The organism is Streptomyces sp. NPDC088124 (assembly GCF_040685895.1).
In the GTDB taxonomy this organism is placed as follows: domain Bacteria; phylum Actinomycetota; class Actinomycetes; order Streptomycetales; family Streptomycetaceae; genus Streptomyces.
Window position 1 is genome coordinate 25274 of record NZ_JBFBJB010000041.1, and the last position, 19263, is coordinate 44536.

Genomic DNA, 19263 nt, shown 5'->3' on the forward strand with positions numbered 1-19263 from the left:
CCACCGACCAACAAGCCCGGATCGAGAGGTCCCCGCCATGCCGATGCTCAACGCCGTCGACGACCATTCGCTCACCGGTGAGGACACCGCCCTCTTCGAGCTGCTGTGCCGGCGCAGGGGGTGGTCGGATCAGTACCTGAAGGAGATCGAGTCCGCCGAGCATGACGAGCTCCTGGACCTGGCCGAGATGGTCGAGGCCCTTCATGACGCCCGGACCGGGGGTAAGAAGGTCACCATCGCCCCCGACTTCGACATGGACGGCATCTCCTCCGGTGTCCTCGGCTATGCCGGCCTGTCCGAGCTCGGGTTCGATGTCGAGCTGCACCTGCCCGACTATCGCCGCGGCCACGAGCTCGCGCCCGAGGACATCGCCGAAATCCAGGCGAAGTGGCCCGACACCCGGGTCCTGCTCACCTGTGACGGGGGAGTGAACTCCCACCGCGGTATCGCCGCCGCGCGTGCCCTGGGCTGGACGACGCTGGTGACCGATCACCATGAGGAACTCGCGCCGGGCTCGAGCGCGGACATCACCGTCGATCCGTGCCGGATCGACGAGACCTACGCCCACACCGGGATCTGCGGTGCCCACGTGCTCTACCAGGTGATCGAGGCCTACAGCCGCGTGTACCGGCCCGAGAAGCTCTGGGAGATCCATCTGCTCCGCCTGTTCGCCGGCCTGGGCACCGTCTCCGACGTCATGCCCGTGCTGTATGAGAACCGCCAGTTGGTGCGGGATGCGATCTCGATTGCCCGTCTGCTGCGCGTCGCCGCGCCGAAGACAAGTCCCAGTTCCTGGGGTGGGTTCGACACTGACCCTGGTGCCATCGACGTCGAGCAGTCGATCCTGATGCAACTGCTGCGCACCGAACCGCATCACCCCGTCTTCCTCCGGGCCTTCGAGGGCTTCGCGATCGTGCTCAAGGCATTCGCCCAGGCTGGCAAGATCCGAGACATAGGCGACCTCGACGAAGGCTTCTTCGGCTTCTACCTCGCCCCGGCGATGAACAGCCCCCGGCGCACGGGAGCCTCGCTTGAGCCGTGCTTTGCGGTGTTCACGGCCGCCGGTGCTGACGTCAAGCTCAGGGCCGCCCGCCAGGTGATCGAGACCAACGAACTGCGCAAACAGCTGGTCATCACACATATGGAAGAACTCGTTACCGAGGAGCAGCCCTTGGCCCCGTGGGTGTACTTCTCGGACGCCTACCCGGGCATGTACGGGCTGCTGGCCAACCGGATGATGGAGCTCAACGGCCACCCGGTCGTCGTCGTCGACCGGCCCGCCGGCCCCGACGATTTCGTCAGCGGCTCCGGTCGGGCGCCGGAGTGGTTCGACATCATCACTCGCCTGGAGCCGCACGACGGTCTCAGCGCCATCGGGCACCAGCAGGCCTGTGGCGTCCGCGTCGCGAAGGCCGAGAAGCTGGACGACCTCGTCTCCGTGCTGCGGGAGGCCACCCAGGTCGCCCAGCTCGCAGTCAGCACCGCCGGACCGAACGCTGATCTCGTGCTCGGCCCGGATACCGACTGCGACGTCGGCCTCGAGGATCTGCAGCCGTTGTTCGAGCTGGTGCGCCGGACCGAGGGGCTCAAGCCCTTCGGGCACGGCTTCACCGCGCCGGTCGTCGAGATCGCGATCGAGCCCCTGGGCCTGCGTGTTGACCGGATCGGATCCGAATCGCAGCACCTGCGCCTGGTCACCCGGTCCGGCCTGTCCTGCCTGTGGTGGAACGTCGCCGAGGAGAAGTTCGACGCGATCCAGAACTTCGTGCGACGCGCCAGCCGCACCGAACTCGGCACCCTGCGCTTCACGGCGACGCTGCAGCTGAACACCTTCCGAGGCGACACCCGCGTCCAGGCCGTCATCAACGAACAGATCAACATAGCCGCTTGACCCCCGTAGAGGAGGGGACCATGACGTCGCCGCCGATCACTTCGCGTCTGCTCGACATCGGGTGGTGCGCCCTCGTGCCGTCCACCGTCGTCGCGGTCTACCTCGGCATCGGCACCTTCGCGGTCCTCCTCATCGGAGAGCCGATCGCCGCTACCTCCGTCCTGGGCATGCTCGTCGTCGTCCTGGTCGGCTGGGTGAGGATCCAGCGGCCACGGTGGCTCGCGCATGCGCCGGCCCCGCGGCCGAAGTCGGAGATCCCACACTTCGGGTGGACCGTCCTCGGCTGCACGGTCCTGGCCTTCCTCGCCGGTCAGTCGCTGGCCTTGTGGATCCACGTCACGGCCGGGTCTGCCGGCTTCGACGCGTCGAACCAGACCAGGCACGCGGCAGGTGCCCTGGCGACCCTGCTGCTCACCCTGGTTACGGCTCCCGCGAGTGAGGAAGCCCTGTTCCGGGGGCTGATCTACCCGTTGCTGCGCAAGCGGGTGCACACCCTTGCCTCCACGCTGGTCACCGCCGTGGTGTTCGGCCTGCTGCACGGCAACGCCGTGCAGTTCGCCGCGACCCTGCCTCTGGCGGTGCTCCTGGCCCTGGTGTACGAACGCACGCGCGCGCTGGGGCCCTGCGTGGGCCTGCACCTGGGCTTCAACCTCACTGCCGCCCTCGTCCCGGCGCAGATGCTCGGCGCTCTGGCGAACCCCGTCTCCGCGGTGCTGCTGTGCCTGGCCTTCGCTGGTTGCGCCGTGGGGCCCTACCGGCGGGTCGCCGCCGGGACTGAGACAGGCGCAGTTCCGGATGTGGGAGGCGAGTCCGTGATGCGGTGAGCGGGGCACCGAGCCTCTCCTGATGAACGATGGCGCCCTCCGCGCGGGACCCGGCAGCCTTTCCGGCACCGGTCGCTCGTGCGGAGGGCCTGCTCGTGGTGACCGGGGTGATCCGGTCATCGGGGGTGTGTCTGAACGTAACTATTCAGGCATACTCGTCGGGAGAGGAGAGGATCTCACCATGGCTATCGTCAGCACCTGCGTGTACGACTCACGAGGACAGCTCGTCCGTCCCGACACGCTCGACGTCAGCCGTGCGAAGATCCGCCTGGACCTCGACACCGGCGAGAGTGCGACCTTCGACCGCGGTCACACGCACATCTTCGTCGTCTCCGGCATGGGCATCACGGCCGACCAGGCCCGTGAGCGCGTGAGCACGAGGCTGCGCCGGTTCTTCGATCGCGCCGAGGCTGAACGCGGCTTCCGCAGGATCATGACGAAGAGGAGCCAGAGCAAGAACCGGCTCAACCTCAACACCACGATCTCCTACGAGATCCTCTACGCCGTGGAAGCGGACGAGCGATCCCGCAGCCGCAGTCCCGAGTCCCCCAGTGAGGGACGCCGGCGAGGCTGGAGCACGGTCACCCCCGGGTGATTCGCGCCGTCCACGCCTCACCCTCATCAGCACATGCAGAGAGGCCGGAGAGCTCCCTTCCCACGGGGATGCTCTCCGGCCTCTCTGTTTTCACGTTCCAGTGCAACGTCTATCACCTGCCGCCAACGATAGCAGTGTCGCGGATTGCTCACAATGGGCGGCGAGTGCCAGTTCAATGCCATCCAGCATCCAGTAGAGCCTCGTGATCGACCGGCTCGCACGTGGATTCCGACTCGTGCCCGATGGGCGCGCCAGTGGCCTTCTGCGAGGCTCGGCCAAGCCGCGGGGCTACGGGCCACATGGCGGCCTGGCGTGTCGGTCTCGAACCTGGTCGCCGGAAGGCATCGCTGCCAGGTGTACCACGAGACGTGGTACACCCCTGAGAACCGCGTCTGACCTGGGCAAGTACCTGTACCGCGAGACTCTTTCCCGCACCGGGTGTACCACGTGGAGGCGTCGGCGTGGTACGACGTTTTGCCTGGTCAGCCAGCGCTGCTCGCCCGCGTACCACGAGTACCACGTCTTTCTGGCCGTTTCCATAAAGGGTACGTTCGGAACCGGTCAGGCGCTCCAGCCCCAGCTCGCCACGCCACTCGACTGTCTGCTCGCGCGTGGGTCTAGTCCCTATTTCCTGGTACAAGTGGTACAGGGGGTATGTACACGCTGTCTGGCCAGGTAAGACGCCTGTACCACGTAGAGAATGTCACGTGGTACACCCTGCCCTTGTACACCTGCGGCTACTGCTCCGACCTGGAAAGACAGGTGTACCACGTCAAGTGGTACAGGCCCTGATACCTGTATGGGGTATGCGGCTCTCGCGATCCTCCCGGAGGGTATTCGGTCGATGCCTGGTGGTAGCCGACTCACCGGTCAGAAGAACTCCTCCCAACCTCGACCGCACGCCGGGCGGCTCACGCCGCCCGCGGGTGCATGGTCGAGCGTGAGGGTCAGTGGTCTACGCGTGCGGCCGTAGCGGTTGCGCGCCCCTCCGCAGTCCCTGCCTGTTGCCCTTTCAGTCGCCAGTCGAAAGCCTCTAGCGCCCCACTCGACTTGCATGCTGATTGATTGGTCAATCGTTGCGAAAGGTCGCGCGGGTGGCATAGTGTCGAGATCGCGTTCCATTCGATTGCGAGTCAAGTCGGCTTCCCACACATCGCCGGCAGGAGCTCGGTCACGATCGAGAAAGCAGCAACATGACACCTCCTGATGCCCCCACATCTGTATCTGCTGCCGGTTCCAGTGCCGGACCGCGCACCAATCCCGTCGCTGACGTCCTGGCCAGCGTCATGGGGTACTTCTCGCAGCGCGACGACATGGCTCCGCCGAACGAGATCGTCACCTACGTCACCGCTGCCTACCTCGACCAGATCGCCCCGACCGATCCTCCGGCGCCCCGCGTGCTGGAGAAGGAGCTGCTGGCGATCGTGGGCGCCGTCATCAAGTCCGAGAACGCCAAGGCGGTTACGGCCGCCGAGAAGTACCCCCTTCCGAGGTATCTGACGCATTGGCAGGTCGCGCAGATCCTCGTGCGTCTGCACCATGTCATCCGCATCGCGCCCAACGCCAAGAACACCGACCGCGAGTACGACCTGCTGGCGATGTATCAGCCCACGGGGGACGCGCGTGGGACGTACACCACGAGTGAGGACGACATCCGCACCACGGCACGCATGTACAACACCCAGCTGCGCCTGAAGGAGTTCGACGAGGTTTTGGCCGTCCTGCGTGAGGACAGCCCGCGGCTGCACCAGAGCACGAACCGCGACTTCATCGCCGCGCGCAACGGCATCGTCTTCTACGGCGCCGAGCCGGTGGACGTCACGATCTTCGGCAAGAACTTCCACTTCGAGCCCAAGCAGGTCCACTCCTTCGACCCCGCCATCGTGCTGCTGACGAAGAACGACGTCGACTACGTGGACGACGCCCCGCAGCAGGTCATCACGCACCCCGATGACGGTGACTGGGAAGTCGGCGCCTGGATCGAGGAAATCTTCGACCAGCCCGGTGACGAAGGCCTCGCTGACCTGATCTGGGAGATCATCGGCGCGATCATCCGGCCGCATGTGCGTTGGCGCAAGACCGCCTGGTTCTACTCGGGGGAGGGCAACAACGGTAAAGGCACGCTCTGCGCGCTCATGCGCAACCTCCTCGGAGGCGGCGCGCATGCCTCGATCCCGCTCGCGGACTTCGGCAAGGACTTCGCGCTCGAACCGTTGGTGCGCGCCAACGCGATCATCGTCGACGAGAACGACGTCGGCACCTTCATCGACAAGGCGGCCAACCTCAAGGCGATCGTGACCGCCGACGTCATCATGATCAACCGCAAACACCGGATACCGATCGCCTTTCAGTTCTTCGGATTCATGATCCAGTGCCTGAACGAGTTCCCGGTCGCGAAGGACAAATCCGGTTCTTTCTACCGCCGCCAGCTCTTCGTGCCCTTCACCAAGAGCTTCACCGGGGCAGAGAGGACGTACATCAGGGACGACTACCTCCAGCGCCGCGAGGTTCTGGAGTACGTCTTCTGGTACGTGATCAACCGTGCCGGCGCATCCTCCCCGGGGAACTACTACGAGCTCTCCGAACCGGTGGCGACCAAGGCGGTCCTGGCCGAATACAAGGAGGCCAACGACCCCGTGCGCGACTTCTGGAATGAGTTCCGCGACCGGCTGGCCTGGGACCTGGCACCGTTCACGTTCCTTTACGACCTGTACAAGGCCTGGTTCGACGACGTCTCGCCGTCGGGTTCACCCGTGAGCAACAAGCGGTTCATCACCGACCTCGTGGCGATCGTCAAGCTGGATGCCCTGTGGCACTGCCCGGACAAGAACCGCAAGATCCGACCCGGCCCGATGATGCACACCCCCGAGGTGCTCATCGCCGAGTACGAGCTGAAGAAGTGGATGCACCCGGGCTACACCGGCAGCGACCCGAAGAAGAAGTCGCAGCCGACGCTGCAGGCCAACTACCGCGGACTGCTCCGGCAGACGGGTGCATCCGCCCCGACCGACGACGCCACTGAGGAACAGGAGCCACCGGATCACGGCGACTGCTGACAACGGGCGTGAGCGGCGGATCACCAACCTCACCGTCCGCTCGCAGACCACGGCAGACCCCATGGAGAAGACCCCGGCTCACGGGTGAGGCGTCCTGGCGCAGGATGCCTCGCGCCAAGGCACTTCCCGCGACTCCATCCGAGGCAGCGCCTGCCTCCTCCCCAGACACCGGCCGTGATGGCCGGACCGACGAAAGGAGATCCCCACCATGGCCACACAGCGAACACCCGTGACGGCCGCGAAGGCACGCTTCACGTTCTACGACATCGAGTCGCTGTCGGACGTCTTCACTCTGTGCGCCTACACCCCGCAGCCCGACAGAGCCGTCGACGACCTGGAGATCTTCTTCCTCTCGGACGTCCAGCAGCTCTCCCACGCCGTGGACCCCCAGGCACTCTATGAGGCCGTGGTGCGCTCCAACCCGGGCCTGCCCGCGGTGAGCGTCCAGCTGTGGAACCTGAGCGGCGAGCGGGGCAACCTCCGTCTCGCCGAGCTAATGGGCCTCTCGAACGCCGACCAGGTCAACGACCGCGGCGAGGCCTCGTCCTATCCAGCCAGCCTGCGCCCCGTCTGCGACACGGATCCTGAGTACGACCCGCTGAAGCACCCGTTCCTGGCCGGGTACAACTCGCTGAACTACGACATGACCATGCTCGCGCTCTACCTGATGGAGACCTTCCCGGCTCCACACTCCGGTCGTCTTGTCCAGCCGACCACCGCGCGCGAGATGCGAGAACACAACGACAAGCTGTTCAACGAGCACATCGAGTACATGCCCGGGTACCTCGGCTGGGACGGCCCGGCCGCCAAGATCCGCCGCGCCATGATGCACTCGGGCCGGCACCTGGACGTCGCCCGCCTCAACGAGCTGCAGACCAAGGTGAGCCTCAAGCGCCTGCTCGGAATGCTCGGCCGCCAGATCAAGGAGTCCGAGAAGCTCCACCACGACACCTCGATCACCACGATCGAGGACCTCTACGAGCTGCTCGCCTACAACGTCTCCGACTGCCTGGGCCTGGCCCAGCTCTTCCAGCACCCGGCCTACGCCGGCAACTTCGACCTCAAGGCCGGCCTGCTGGCGCAGTACTCCGAGACCGTCCACGCCAAGAACGGCTCGGTGCGCCGGGACCGCCTGACCATCGACTCGTCCTCCGCGAAGTTCGTCGGCCGCATCCTCGCGCCGTACACCTCGCTGAACGACATCGAGGCCGTGTCGTTCCTCTATCCGGCCAAGGAGGTCGCCGAAGAGCAGGGCATCTCCCAGGTCAACGTGCTCGACGAGTGCGTGCGCTTCTTCGAGGAGAACGTGGCACCTGACCCGGCCAAGAACCCGGCCGCGACGCCGGCACAGGCCAAGGCACACCGCCAGTTCATCCAGGTCGTCAACTACTACCGCGTGATCGAGGGGCAGAACTTCAACGACTCCGAGGAGTACCGCGACCTGTTCGACCTCCCCGCCAGATCCTTGCGTGAGCTGCCGAAGACGCCGAACAACGTGCCCTACTTCCACCGTGACGCCTCCCCGTCGTCGTGTTTCGCGACGTTCAGCACAGGCGGCATCCACGGCGCTGAAGCGGACATGAGGGTCTTCGACGCCGACTCCTTCGAGCACCGGGAGCAGGCAGCCATGATCGGCCTCGCCAAGCTCCTCTATCCGGACGCGAAGGACTTCGTCGCCGAGGCCAAGCGCCAGCACAACCTGCTCGCGCTGCCCGACGGCACTACCGTCGACAAGCGGCTCGTGCTGCTGGGCTCGGACCCGAAGAAGGTGAAGTACCGCAAGCCGAAGAAGGACGACCCGGATCAGGCTGAACAGCTCGCGCGTGCGCAGGTCCAAGTGCCAGGTCCAGCGCAGCTGCTGGACACTCAGCGTCCGGACACCGAGGCGATGCACGTGCGCCTGTCCGACGGAACCGTGCTCGACGGCAAAGTCGTCCTGGCCGTCACCTCGGCGGTCAAGGCCGTCTACCGTGATGAGCCGGCGAAAAGGGCGCCCGAGCTGTTCACCACAAAGACCGACGGGTCCACCAAGCTGCACCCGAAGTTCGCACGGACCTCGGCGGGCCTCGTCATCCACGAGGACTTCACGAGCTACTACCCGAACCTGCTGCGCAACATGAGGGCGTTCTACAACCCCGAGCTGGGCGAGGACCGCTACACGACGATCTTCTTCGACAAGGAACGTCTGGGCTTCGAGATGAAGAAGCCAGGGATCTCCGCCGAGGAGAAGGCCCGGCTCACGACCTTGCGCAACGGCACGAAGCTGATTCTCAACTCGGCCTCTGGAGCCGCTGACGCCGCACACCGGACCCCGATCAGGATGAACAACCGCACCATCTCGATGCGGATCATCGGCCAGCTGTTCAGCTGGCGGATCGGGCAGGCCCAGACGCTGGCCGGCGCGCGGATCATCTCGACGAACACCGACGGCCTCTACTCCGTCGTCGGCGGCGACAACGGCTTCGACGAGACCGCCAACAACCAGGTGCTCGCCGAGCAGCAGGCCGCCATCGGCATCGGCATCGAACCGGAGCTGATGTTCCTCATTAGCAAGGACTCGAACAACCGGCTCGAGCTGGAGTCGCCCAGTGAGGACCGCAGCGTCGCTGACAGCCCGGTTATCACAGCCTCCGGCGGGACACTGGCCTGCCACGCGGGTCCTACCCCGACGAAATCGCTGGCCCACCCGGCCGTGATCGACTTCGCCCTGGCCCGCTACCTGCAGGCCGTCGCCAGCAGGGGAGAGGAGGCTCTTGCCGAGCCCTTCGATCCCCTGCTGGGCCGCAAGGTGATCGAGGAGGCGATCGACCCGGCCGATCGCGTACGGACACTGCTGCTGTTCCAGAACGTCCTCGCCGCCTCGCGCGGATCAATCACCTACCCGTTCGCCGCCGACCCGGTCTGCGCCGGGCCCGACCGTGACGACAACGAGGACGCCGATGGGCAGCTGGTGAACCCGCGGGCCCTGCAGATGGTCAACCGGGTCTTCATCGTCCGCGACGGCACCGATGGTGCCGTGAGCCTGCACAACGCCGGCGCATGGAAGGTGAACCCGGCCAGCCAGAGCAAGCGCCGCGAGTCCGGCAGCGCCGGGGTGCGACGTGATCCGGTCGCGCTGAAGATCCTGCGCCACCACGGGTGGGCGAAGAACCGCAGCGAGGCCAGCACCTCCGACGGACTCAGGCTGCTGCCCGATGACCAGGACGCCGTGATCCGCCGGATCAACGGCATCGATCCGTACTGGTCGGTCGTCGTCGTCAACGACGACCTGCGCGCGCTGCCGACCACCCGTGTCGAGCAGCTCATCAAGGCGCTCGATCTCGGCATCTACACCCAGATGCTCGACGAGACGTTCACCAAGAACTGGAGAAACGCTTCCTGACAAGCCACAAGACGGTAGCCGCCTGATGACCACATCCGACTCTCTGGGCGACTCAACCCTGCGAATGGCCCGATCAACCTGACCGCATAGGTCGGGGCCGCAACATGCCCGGCATGGCCCACGCGACCCTTGCGTATCACCCATCCCTATCCGCGCACCACATGATCGAAAGGAGGGGGACAACGTGTCCCCACTATCCCGTACCAACCCCGCAAGCCTGCCTGCAGGCGACCGCCGCTCGGACCGCGTGGAGTTGCCGACGCCACGTGCGGCTGCATCGCCGCGCGCGTTGCGGCTGGAGGTCGACAGCGAGGGCCCGCACTGCCGGGACAGCGTAATCCCCCTGGGGGCCGCATCAAGGCGTGGGAACAGGTCCCCGTGCGGACCTCAGCGTCGGTTGTGGCCGGTGATGAATGCTGCCGGGGACGCCACGGAGGCGGCGGCATGAGTGTCCAGGACGACGAGTCGGATGCCGCGGTGGCCGAGCGGGACGCGCCGCGTACCGCGCTCGCCCAGGCTGAGGACGATCGGACGGACGCCTGTCTGGCCCGGTGGGAAGAGGAGCAGGACAACCAGAGGCTGCGGACGGCACACAAGTCAGCGGTGGCGCGGGGTGTCCGGCTGTGTGAGCAGTGCGCGTCGTTGGCGGCGCAGGTCGCTGGTGTGGACGACGCGACCCGTCGCCTGGACGCGGTGCTGAAATTCTGCGACCGGGCGGAGAAGCGCGCGGCCCGGTGGGAGAACCCTCTCCCGGTGCCGGAGTGGGTGACCGCCGTCCGTGCGCTAGCGACCGGCACGGACGGCGCCGGCACGGAGGTACGCAGCCTGGCCGACGCAGCGACGGCGACCGCGGTGCTGCCGGCGCTGGACGCCGCCGAGGGCCGTGAGGAGTCGTGAGTGCGGATCCCGAGATCGCGGCCCGGTTCGCCCGAGATACCGCACGGCACCAGTTGACGGTCCTCCACGCCGACGGACTGTACCGGCACCTGCGGTTTGCCAGCAGGGTAACGGGCTACAGCGAATACTGGTTCGGCCTGATCACCATGCCCTACGCACTCGTGTTCAAGGGCGACGGTGAGGCGTTCGTGTTCACCATCGATGCCACCCGCGACATGGAGGCCGCCGAGGAGGAACACGTCGGCTCCGTCCTGGACCTGACCTTCACGTTCAGCGACACCTGGGAGTGGCAGCTCCGGGACTACGACTGGTGGTTTCTGTGGGCCTGCCACGCCATCGTCGCCGGCATCGCCCGCTACGACCGGCTGACCGGGTACGGGCTGGGGCCACTCGCCGCGCCGAATGCGGTGGCGTCGTGATCACGCGCGAGAGCACCATCGAGGACTACCTCCTTGCCCAGTGCCGGGCACACGGCTTTCTGTGTCTGAAATTCGTCTCGCCAGCCCGCGGGGGAGTACCAGACAGGATCGTCGTCGCCCCCAACGGCACTGTGTTCGTCGAGGTCAAGCGCCCCGGCGGCAAGCTGCGGAAGCTGCAACGGCGCACACACGCCAAGCTGCGCCGACACGGGGCCGAGGTTCACGTCGTCGACGACAGGCCGAGCGTCGACGCCTTCGTGGCGAAGCTCCTCAAGACCTCATCCGACCAACAGAGAGCAGCACCATGCCCCACAGATACATAGGTGTGTCATGAGCGAGCCTCGCTACGCGTGCCGCCGGTGCGGCACGTGGAAGTGCTCCGCCTGCGATGGGCAGCGGGCGAACACGGACGTCCGGTACGTCAACTACCCCTGCAAGCGGTGCCAGGGCCTGACCGGCACGCTCATCCCGACCATGCACACGATCAAGATGTGGGGCACGCACAACGACGGCCCACTGCCGATGGCGTACCCCTACGGCGAGCGCCCTCCGGCCGGAGAGTGGGCCCTGGGTTTCGGCAATCGGGATGCTCCGCAACCGCACTACCGGGGGGTGCCCATCCCCGCGGACATTCAGTTGAACCTGGAGTCGTTCAGGCGAGGGGTGGATGCGGCGCTGGAGCGTCACGGCATCGAGTGCGCGCTGTGAGGTGCCGCGGAAGGACCCGGGAGCCCCAAGCGGGCTGCGCTCCAGGCTGGTCGCCGTCTGCGAAAGCGACTGGACGCACAGCGCAGCCCCGTCGGCTGGGTGAACTGCTGGTCGACGGAGGCCTCGGGGTACTGAGCACGCTCCGGGGCCGTCTGGGCGAGCCAGGGCCGACGTGATGCTTGCACCAGTTTGGGCTGTTTCGGGATCGGCGAGACGCACGCCGTCAGCGTGCCGGTCATCGGCCGGACCCACGCCCTTGCCGCACCCGTCCCGTTCAGATCCGCCCGACCAGCACCGGCTACCTGTACATCGCCATCGAGGAGATCTGACCGTGATCCGTGAAGAGCGCATACCACTCGCCACCCTGACTGAGGACCAGCTCGAATCCCTGTACGCCCACATTGACTCCCTCACTAACACCCCGGTGCTGCGCACGTGCCTGGTTCCCGGGTGTCTGCGCCAATTCGACGCCATGGCTGTTGCCCGGCGCTGAAAATGCCGACGGAGCAGGCGTTCACGATGCCGATGAAGATTCCGGCGAATCGGACAGGCTCGTCGGCAAGGTGTCGCGTTCGTCGGCAAGGTGTCGCACGGATGCGTAGGGGAACGCCCGCCGTGAGCAGGGATGGTCGTCCGGCCGCCCCTGCGACGGCGTATGGGCAGGCAGCAGCCAGAAACGGCGTCGATGACTCAGCCGGTCGGGGAAGGCGCGAGCAGACGGCCACGGGTCAGCAACGTGATCCGCGGCCACATCTCGCGCGGGCCGTGGCCGAAGCGGCGGTGCGCGGCCTCGGCGGCGGCCACCAGGACGAAGCGCCGGACGATCACGGCTGGACCGGCGACAGCGTCACTGCGACCGCGGTCGAGGAGCAGCTCGTCCTCACGCCCCAGTGGATGCCCGTCAGCCAGGACGGCCAGGACGGCCAGGACGACGAGGACGACGAGCCCGAGGACGAGGAGACGGACGACTCCGACTCGGACAGCGACATCTTCGACCTCATCGCCGAGATCGCCAGCCGCCTTCGCGACGCCACCGACGGAGCCGAGTACCACGCCGTCGGCCTCATCTACGACCTCGCCAACGGCCGGACCACCATCGCCGACGCCCGCGAGCAGCTCGCCACCCTCACGTTTCGCCACGTCTGACCCGACCACCGGTCGCCCCCCGCCTACCTCCATGGCTCTGGCGCGTCACACTGGACGGACGGCCGTCACTAACGGCCCCGCTCAAGCGGATCTGTCGGTCATGCGTTCGCGCCGTGCGAGTTCACGACAGGCCACGGTCGTGCAGCTCGCACGCTGGCGCTGAACCAGCCGAAGGAAGAAGATGTCCCAGCTCAGAACAGCCCCACCCGGCGCCACGCCGCTCGCGGGCTCGAACCTGCCGACACTCGTCCCCTATCTCCCGCCCATGATCCGGGAAATGGAACGTTGCCTGTGCGGCCAGTCCGGTCTCACCTGCGAGGAGTCGATGTGCCGGTCCTGCCGCGAGGACGCCGTCGCCGTCCACGGCCAGCGCCTCGCACGGCTCCTCAGCACGATCCGTTACGAGCACCGCGGCGTCACCCTGACCTGGACCGAGGCCAGCAGTCACGCATCCGCCTTCACCCCCTGGGTCAGCTTCCTGATGCCAGATGTTTATGACCCCCAGGGCCCGCCGCACCTGTTCCGCGGCTTTGCCTACTGGGAAGACGACCAGCTCATCGCCGCCTGCGCCAGAGGATCCAGCGACGATGAGATCTTGTCCCTTGCCCTGGCCATGGCTCACTATGCCCTCGCCACGCTAGCCATTCACGAAGTTGATGAGTGGTACACCTATCGCTCGATTCAGGTGTACCCCCCTCACCGGCGCGACCAGCACCTGCCGCACGAAGAAGATCGCGGGCCCGACGGGAACGGGGCGGTCGTTCTGTGGCTCACCTATACCAGTCCGGCCCACGTCGAGGCCGGTCAGGTCCCGGATGTCCCGCTGATTCCGGCGCATGTCCCCGTGCATAGGGAAGACGTGGCGATCATGCCCGGCCAATCCCTGCGCATGGGAGACACCGCAATCCGGGTCTCCCCGCCGATGAGCGCGGTCACCACGAGCAATCAATGGACGGCTCCCCGCGACGGCGAGGATGTCCTCGCGGCAGCGCTACGCGACATCCACCACGCCATGGTGCTGTCAGAACTCTGCGTGGTAGCACGCAACCTCACCCTGGCGGGCCGCCCCGCCTTCGCCGCGAGGCCTGGTTCAGCAGAGGGCGACCGCCTAACCTGGTACGCCTATCTCACGTACGACGGGTGAGCGGCACGTCGCATGCGTCTGGTCTCAGGTGACCGCCTCGCCGCCCGTCTCGCAGAGTTCGGCGGTGATCCTCAGGGCTCCATGGGTGCCGTCCAAGTCCTGGTGCACCGCCCGTCTGCGGGCTGACAGGCGGCCCGGTCCGAGGCTGTGCGGCGCCAGTAGCGGAAGCTCGACCGGCTGACTCTGTTGCGCGACACTGAAAATTTCAATGACGCTCAACACTGACTCCGAGAATGCTGCACGGCCGCATCGCGCCGCAGCGGCTCTGAGGTCGGCGACGCACTGGCAGCGGTTCCCGGCAAGACGCTTCGCTGCCTCCTGCAGGATCTCGTACTTCTCCTCCCGCTCGCGGACCTTCTTCCGCAGAGCCGCGTTCGCATCTTCCGGCGGGCCGACGGCCGGGTCGGCTCCTGTGTCCGGTGCTCCCCAGGGACGGCTGGCTCCGGCAGCCCTCACCCGGCTCCGCAGCGTCTCCGGATTGATCCCGCGATCGGCGGCGGCCGACCTGATCGTCGCTTTGGGCCGTGACCCGTACAGCGCGACCGCGTCCGCCTTGAACGCCGGCGGACAGTTCTTCATGACCACGAGATGTCCGTTCTCGGATGCTCAGTACCGGGCATCTCGTGTGATCAGCAGCTGTGGCTGAAGCCCGGCTGCCACCTGCCCCCGTAGCCAGCGCTTTGCACTGGGCTCCAGGCGGGCTGCTGATGGTCTGCCATCGGTCACCGCCGAGGTGCTGCCCGAGGTCGTGAGCACACCAGGGCGGGCACTGCCTCCCGAGCCGCCGTCGAAGCTCCTCCACGACGCGAACAAGCCCAACCCCCATCGGAAGAACAGTCAGGACAAGCAGCATGGACACGTCTACCGCGGCATCTCCGATCTCACTGATGCCGCATCAGCAGCAGATCCACGACTTCCTCGTTGACCACCCCTTCGCCGGCGCATGGCTCGATATCGGGGCCGGCAAGACACTCACGATCCTCAGCGTCCTGCAGACGGTCCGCCCGATGGGTCACATCCTCGTCGTCGCGCCTGTGGCGATCGCCCGCTCCACCTGGATCGACGAGATCGAGAAGTGGGGCTTTCCCATCCGGACGAAGTCGCTCATCGTCGACGAGAACGACAGGAAGCTCTCCAAGGCCAAGCGCCTGAAGCGCTTCCACGAGGTCGCCACCGATCCGCCGACGATGTACTTCATCAACCAGGACCTGCTGACCCAGCCGTCCCAAAGGGAGACACTGATCACGCTGGCAGCGGCTGGTCCGGCCAGGTCGCCCGAGACGGCTGAGATCCTGGAGCTGGTGCGAGCTCGGGGGCCACTGGGCCGCGACGAGCTGATCGACGAGTACCGTGCTCTGGTCGCGGGCAATGCCAACAACCGGGTCCCCGCCAAGGCCAAGATCCGCGTCTGGATTCAGGAGTTGCTCAAGTCGGCCCTGGTGACGTGGGAAGCCTACGACTGCCCAAGCTGTTCCGGCGCAGGCTGCGCTCAGTGCCGCTTCGGTCTGGTGGACCAGCTGCCGGTCCAGAACATCAACGGCCAGAGCACCATCATCTGGCCCTTCCAGACGGTCATCATCGACGAATCACAGGGCTTCAAGTCGCACGACTCGCAGCGCTTCCTGGCTCTGGCCGCGGTGCGGCCGGCCATGACCCGGCTCATCGAGCTGACGGGAACGCCCAGTCCTAACGGTCTCCATGACTTGTGGAGCCAGGTCTACCTGCTCGACCAGGGCCGGACACTGGGCCAGAACATCACCGCGTTCCGCGATCGCTGGTTCACGCCGAAGATGGTGCCCGGCACCACGACCCCGGCGAAGTGGATCCCCACAGCCAATGCCGAGGCCGAGATCCATCAGGCCATCTCGCACCTGGTGATGAGCGCGCAGAACACGAGCCTTCAGCTCCCGGCACTCAGCATCCAGGACGTCAATGTCACCCTCCCGCCGGATCTGCTCCGGGCCTACAAGGAATTCAAGCACGACCTGGTCCTGGACATCGTGCAGACCTACACCGACGACGGGGAGCTGACGCAGAGCGTCGAATCGATCATTGCCGTGAACCAGGCGGTGCTGACGAGCAAACTGATGCAGTTCGCCTCGGGCACGCTCTACACCGCGGATCCTGACGACCCGACCACGAAGGGCCGATACGAGGTCATCCACGACAAGAAGATCGAGATGGCCGAGTACCTGGTGCGGAACAACGGCGGCGAGCCCGTGCTCATCGCCTATCACTTCAAGTCCGACAAGGAGCAACTGCTCGCGCGGCTCCGGAAGGCCGGCATCGACGCGCAGGCCTTCGACGGCTCGCGCGACATGGTCCGCCGGTGGAATGCCCAGCAGATCCCGGTGATGCTGCTCCACCCCGCCGCCGCGGGGCACGGCCTGAACCTGCAGCACGGCGGCTCGACGATGATCTGGTACACGCTGCCGTTCTCGCTCGAGCACTACCTGCAGACCAACGGACGGCTCTTCCGCACGGGCCAGACGAAGCCGGTGACAATCCATCGGCTCATCGCCAAAGGCACACAGGACGAGCGGATACCCTCGGTGCTCGCCGGTAAGCAGCAGGTCCAGGACGACCTCATCCAGGCCGTGTCCAGGGACTTCAACGCCGAGCAGGCACTTCTCGCTGCCCTGGAAGAAGAGATCCGCGAGGACCTCGACGACCTCTGGGCCTCCGAACGGGTCTGACCTGCGCTTACTCAACGACGGCCTCGCTGAGATCCCACAGCCGGGCCGTCACCATCGCGCACGACCGGAGCCGATCACCGTGATCGTCTTCGTACCCGCCCCCTTCGCCCACGACGGTGACGAGATCACCGGGACCGAGAAACAGATGCTCGACGAGCTCCACCTGTGCAAGATCGTTGGGCCTTGGGGCAGGTCCCGATCTCGCTGACGAAGTGCTGGCTGGCGGATACGTCGGGGAGTCGACAAGCTGCGAGGTCGCCTACGCCGAGGAGCGCGGCACACCCGTGACATTCATCAACAGGCGCGAACAGCGCTGACAGAAGGATCCCCGCATGTCGTTCGAGATCTACCACCCCAACCCGAACAAGGGCCGTCGTGCCAGGGGTCCCGCCAAGATCACCGTCACGCACGCTGAGAACGGGCGTTCGCAGATCGCGCTGTCCGCTGCGGCACGTGACTGGTTGCGGCCGACCCCCGGTCGCAGCGAGGCACGGTGGCCCGCAAACCAGCCGACGATGAAGCTCGTCATCCTGATCGACCGCAACACGAGGAAGATCAAGCTGCAGCGCACTGAGGACACCGATAGCGGAGACCACGTCCACGATGTCAAGGGTCTGAGCCACACCAGCACCGCCTACATCACCGGTTGGCGACTTGACGAGGAGCTGGGCCTCGACGAAGGCCACTTCCTGGCCGAGCTACTGCCCGACCCGGACGACGACGCCGATACCGCAGTGCGCGCCATAGTCGTCGACGCCGCCGCCAGCACGCCGATCAAGAGGCGGCAGCCGACTGCAAAGATTCAGTGACGCGGCCCTGATCCCGGCGCCCGTAACGGCCGACGAGCAAGCCCGCATCGAAGAGATGCGCCAGATGATCGATGAGAGCGTCACCGTCGTCGAGCCAGGAGCCCCTCTCAGGCATCGACATCGCGGGATGGCTCCCATCCCGCGACGCAGGAGCAGTACCTGTGTCGCGTCACCGAACTGACCCAGGATACGAGGCCGTCGCATGACCAGCACCAACAACGACACTGCCGCTGTCGTCACCAGCGCCTCCCCTGCACCCCTGCCTCGGTCCGGCGGTGCCTGGGCCCGCGACCTCGGCGATCAGTACAGCATGCTCGCCCGGACCTCGACAGACCCGCAGCAGGCTGAAGCCAATGCCGCCGAGGCGCGCACGTACTACGACATCGCGGACCGCATGGACCGCGCCATATCCGACACCGGCCGGCCCGGAGAGGAGCACAAACCGTGACTGTCGCCAACGACGAGAAGTACCGCCCGCCGGCCGAGGAGCGCTGGACCGACGGCATGCGCACTGAGCCCGTTCGGATCGCCGCGCGCACCGAGTGGCTGTACAGCGAGTACGACCCCAGAGTGATCGTCCCGGAGGGACGCACGCGCCACGCGTTCTCGCGCAGCGCCAAGGTCACCGCGTCCGATGTGCCCAGCCCTTACGAGTCCATGCAGGACCTGACCAGCCAGCTGCACCGTGCTGTCGCCGCCTTCGGCGACGACAAGGACCTGGTCATCGAGGTTCGGCTCGCCGATGACGACAAGATCCGGGTCCTCGAAGAGTTCTCTCACAGGAGCTCCGCATCAGCTTAGATCCGACGCGGAGCGTCACTCAGCCGGGGGAGGAGCGGACCGATCGCTGAGAACACTCCTGCTCCCGCCGCCGAGCCGCCCAGCTCGGAGATCCTCCCCCGGGGTACCGCATCCTGCCGATCGGCTACCGCGAGTCCTCCGTGTTCGGCATGGAGCACTTTGAGCCTCGGGTTTCCTGGCACGGGACGGACCCCGAGCGCGGCGAAGACCTCTGGGTCGTGGCACACACAGGCGCGTACCTGGCTGCCGACGGCGCCCGGGGGTACGAGCTGCCGCCGTCATTGCGCAATGACAACTGGCCGGCACGCTGCCTGTTCAGCCGCAAGGAGGCTCTGCGCCGAGCAGCCGTGGCCGTCAACCAGATCACGTTCAACAGCCGGACGTTCGCTCGGCTGAACACGCACCACACGGCACGTTTCGCTGGGTGAGCGCGTAACCCCCTCGGCTTCGCGCCCTGTCGGCGCTGGCCCCGGGGGTCTGGGTCGGCATGGCCGACCCGGGAGCAGGATCGATACCGAAATGGGCCGGGCGTTCGTGCACCCGGCCCATTTCCTTCTTACCGCTCGATGTCTCGGCAGGAGCATTCCCGAGTCCCGGTGATGTCCCTGACACGACGTTGTGAAGCCACCAACTTTACGTGACAACGGCGCTGCTCGCCCAAGCCCCGCGAAATACACCGCTGAGACACATCCGCGCCCTGGCCGGGACGCGCATCGGCGCCACCAGACCCCTCAGCACCGAAGGCGTCGTGCCCGAAAGCGAAGGTGCCTCGCTATGACGACTGCCGAGCCCACCATCACCATCGAGCTGACCGAGCATCAGCAGGCTGTCGTATTCGACGCGCTGTACGACAAGTCCATCGAGACGGATCGCTGTCTCAGCTCCTTCCGGGACG

At 66.4% G+C, this 19263-nt stretch carries 18 protein-coding genes; 16 read left to right on the top strand and 2 right to left on the bottom strand.

The genetic code is table 11. The features are described from left to right. The first annotated feature begins 37 nt into the window (after positions 1-37). The 11 genes from AB0P17_RS29465 to AB0P17_RS29515 all read left to right on the top strand — a co-directional run bounded on the left by AB0P17_RS29465 (position 38) and on the right by AB0P17_RS29515 (position 14062). Positions 38-1891, top strand: coding sequence for a DHH family phosphoesterase (locus AB0P17_RS29465; protein WP_365815402.1), 1854 nt, complete (start codon positions 38-40; stop codon positions 1889-1891). A gap of 20 nt (positions 1892-1911) precedes the next feature. Then, entirely contained in the window at positions 1912-2715 is an 804-nt protein-coding gene (locus tag AB0P17_RS29470) for a CPBP family intramembrane glutamic endopeptidase (RefSeq protein ID WP_365815404.1), read from the top strand. A 181-nt stretch (positions 2716-2896) separates the two neighbouring features. Beyond that, positions 2897-3310 carry a hypothetical protein gene (locus tag AB0P17_RS29475; protein WP_365815406.1) on the top strand — a complete coding sequence of 138 codons (414 nt, stop codon included), beginning with the start codon at positions 2897-2899 and terminating at the stop codon, positions 3308-3310. 1313 nt (positions 3311-4623) lie between these two features. Further along, complete coding sequence (locus AB0P17_RS29480) at positions 4624-6366, top strand: phage/plasmid primase, P4 family (RefSeq protein ID WP_365815408.1); 1743 nt, start codon at positions 4624-4626, stop codon at positions 6364-6366. Positions 6367-6574: 208 nt separating this feature from the next. Next, the gene (locus tag AB0P17_RS29485) at positions 6575-9748 is read left to right on the top strand and encodes a hypothetical protein (RefSeq protein ID WP_365815410.1); all 3174 of its coding nucleotides are present in this window, start codon (positions 6575-6577) and stop codon (positions 9746-9748) included. 444 nt (positions 9749-10192) lie between these two features. Continuing rightward, positions 10193-10645 carry a hypothetical protein gene (locus AB0P17_RS29490; protein ID WP_365815412.1) on the top strand — a complete coding sequence of 151 codons (453 nt, stop codon included), beginning with the start codon at positions 10193-10195 and terminating at the stop codon, positions 10643-10645. Further along, positions 10642-11064 carry a hypothetical protein gene (locus tag AB0P17_RS29495; protein WP_365815414.1) on the top strand — a complete coding sequence of 141 codons (423 nt, stop codon included), beginning with the start codon at positions 10642-10644 and terminating at the stop codon, positions 11062-11064. Before AB0P17_RS29490 ends, AB0P17_RS29495 begins: the two co-directional genes overlap by 4 nt. Continuing rightward, positions 11061-11387, top strand: a complete 327-nt coding sequence (locus tag AB0P17_RS29500; RefSeq protein WP_365815416.1) for a VRR-NUC domain-containing protein — start codon at positions 11061-11063, stop codon at positions 11385-11387. Before AB0P17_RS29495 ends, AB0P17_RS29500 begins: the two co-directional genes overlap by 4 nt. Before the next feature lie 7 nt (positions 11388-11394). Further along, entirely contained in the window at positions 11395-11772 is a 378-nt protein-coding gene (locus AB0P17_RS29505; RefSeq protein WP_365815418.1) for a hypothetical protein, read from the top strand. Between the two features lie 765 nt (positions 11773-12537). Further along, entirely contained in the window at positions 12538-12918 is a 381-nt protein-coding gene (locus tag AB0P17_RS29510; protein ID WP_365815420.1) for a hypothetical protein, read from the top strand. Between the two features lie 181 nt (positions 12919-13099). Continuing rightward, positions 13100-14062 carry a hypothetical protein gene (locus AB0P17_RS29515; protein ID WP_365815422.1) on the top strand — a complete coding sequence of 321 codons (963 nt, stop codon included), beginning with the start codon at positions 13100-13102 and terminating at the stop codon, positions 14060-14062. A gap of 24 nt (positions 14063-14086) precedes the next feature. Here AB0P17_RS29515 and AB0P17_RS29520 read toward each other — a convergent pair whose 3' ends face one another. After that, a complete protein-coding gene (locus AB0P17_RS29520) occupies positions 14087-14647 on the bottom strand; it encodes a transposase (RefSeq protein WP_365815424.1) in 561 nt (186 codons plus the stop codon). Between the two features lie 302 nt (positions 14648-14949). Here AB0P17_RS29520 and AB0P17_RS29525 point away from each other — a divergent pair, with 302 nt between their 5' ends. After that, the gene (locus AB0P17_RS29525) at positions 14950-16758 is read left to right on the top strand and encodes a DEAD/DEAH box helicase (RefSeq protein ID WP_365815426.1); all 1809 of its coding nucleotides are present in this window, start codon (positions 14950-14952) and stop codon (positions 16756-16758) included. A gap of 7 nt (positions 16759-16765) precedes the next feature. On the opposite strand, the gene AB0P17_RS29530 is transcribed toward AB0P17_RS29525, so the two are convergent. Next, the gene (locus AB0P17_RS29530) at positions 16766-16921 is read right to left on the bottom strand and encodes a hypothetical protein (RefSeq protein ID WP_365815428.1); all 156 of its coding nucleotides are present in this window, start codon (positions 16919-16921) and stop codon (positions 16766-16768) included. A 169-nt stretch (positions 16922-17090) separates the two neighbouring features. Between AB0P17_RS29530 and AB0P17_RS29535 the strand changes: the two genes are divergently transcribed. The 4 genes from AB0P17_RS29535 (at position 17091) to AB0P17_RS29550 (ending at position 18796) form a co-directional block, all read left to right on the top strand. Continuing rightward, entirely contained in the window at positions 17091-17567 is a 477-nt protein-coding gene (locus AB0P17_RS29535; protein WP_365815430.1) for a hypothetical protein, read from the top strand. Between the two features lie 202 nt (positions 17568-17769). Beyond that, on the top strand, positions 17770-18015 hold the full coding sequence (locus AB0P17_RS29540) for a hypothetical protein (RefSeq protein ID WP_365815432.1): 246 nt from the start codon (positions 17770-17772) through the stop codon (positions 18013-18015). Then, on the top strand, positions 18012-18368 hold the full coding sequence (locus AB0P17_RS29545) for a hypothetical protein (protein WP_365815434.1): 357 nt from the start codon (positions 18012-18014) through the stop codon (positions 18366-18368). Before AB0P17_RS29540 ends, AB0P17_RS29545 begins: the two co-directional genes overlap by 4 nt. Before the next feature lie 149 nt (positions 18369-18517). After that, positions 18518-18796, top strand: coding sequence for a hypothetical protein (locus tag AB0P17_RS29550; protein ID WP_365815436.1), 279 nt, complete (start codon positions 18518-18520; stop codon positions 18794-18796). Positions 18797-19263: the final 467 nt, after the last annotated feature.